The 428-nt window shown below is 52.6% G+C and carries 1 protein-coding gene; it reads right to left on the reverse strand.

The window, feature by feature from the left end; all coding sequences use genetic code 11:
• Positions 1-62 precede the first annotated feature (62 nt).
• The coding region (locus Q0835_RS30160; RefSeq protein ID WP_298967193.1) for a transposase at positions 63-428 on the reverse strand (366 nt) is incomplete at its 5' end.

Below are 428 nucleotides of genomic sequence, written 5' to 3' on the forward strand. Positions count from 1 at the left end.
TGGTCCGTTTTAATTGTTAGTGCATGACTGGGTTGGAGCTCACCCCGTTTCTGGTCCGGTTTTCATGCAACTTTTCGGGTTTCGTTCAGTTGGGCTGCAAAGTCGCTCGGCGTCAAGTTTCCGAGCGATGAATGCGGCCGGTTTTCGTTGGAGTCGATCCTCCACTCATTGATACGGGCCCGTGCATCTGACATGGACAGGAACCAGGAAGCGTTCAAGCAGTCTTGCCTCAGACGGCTGTTGAAGGCTTCAATGTAGGCATTATCCGTTGGTTTTCCTGGCCTGGAGAAGTCCAATTCGACTTTGTTCAGATAGGCCCGCTGGTCAAGTAGCCGGCCGGCGAACTCGGGACCGTAACACCTTCGGAATGATGTTGATTTAGAGGCTATGATTGCCTGTGCAGCTCTCAAATTGCGGAGCAGGTGATC

Origin of the sequence: uncultured Roseibium sp., assembly GCF_947499295.1 — a bacterium.
Lineage (GTDB): Bacteria > Pseudomonadota > Alphaproteobacteria > Rhizobiales > Stappiaceae > Roseibium.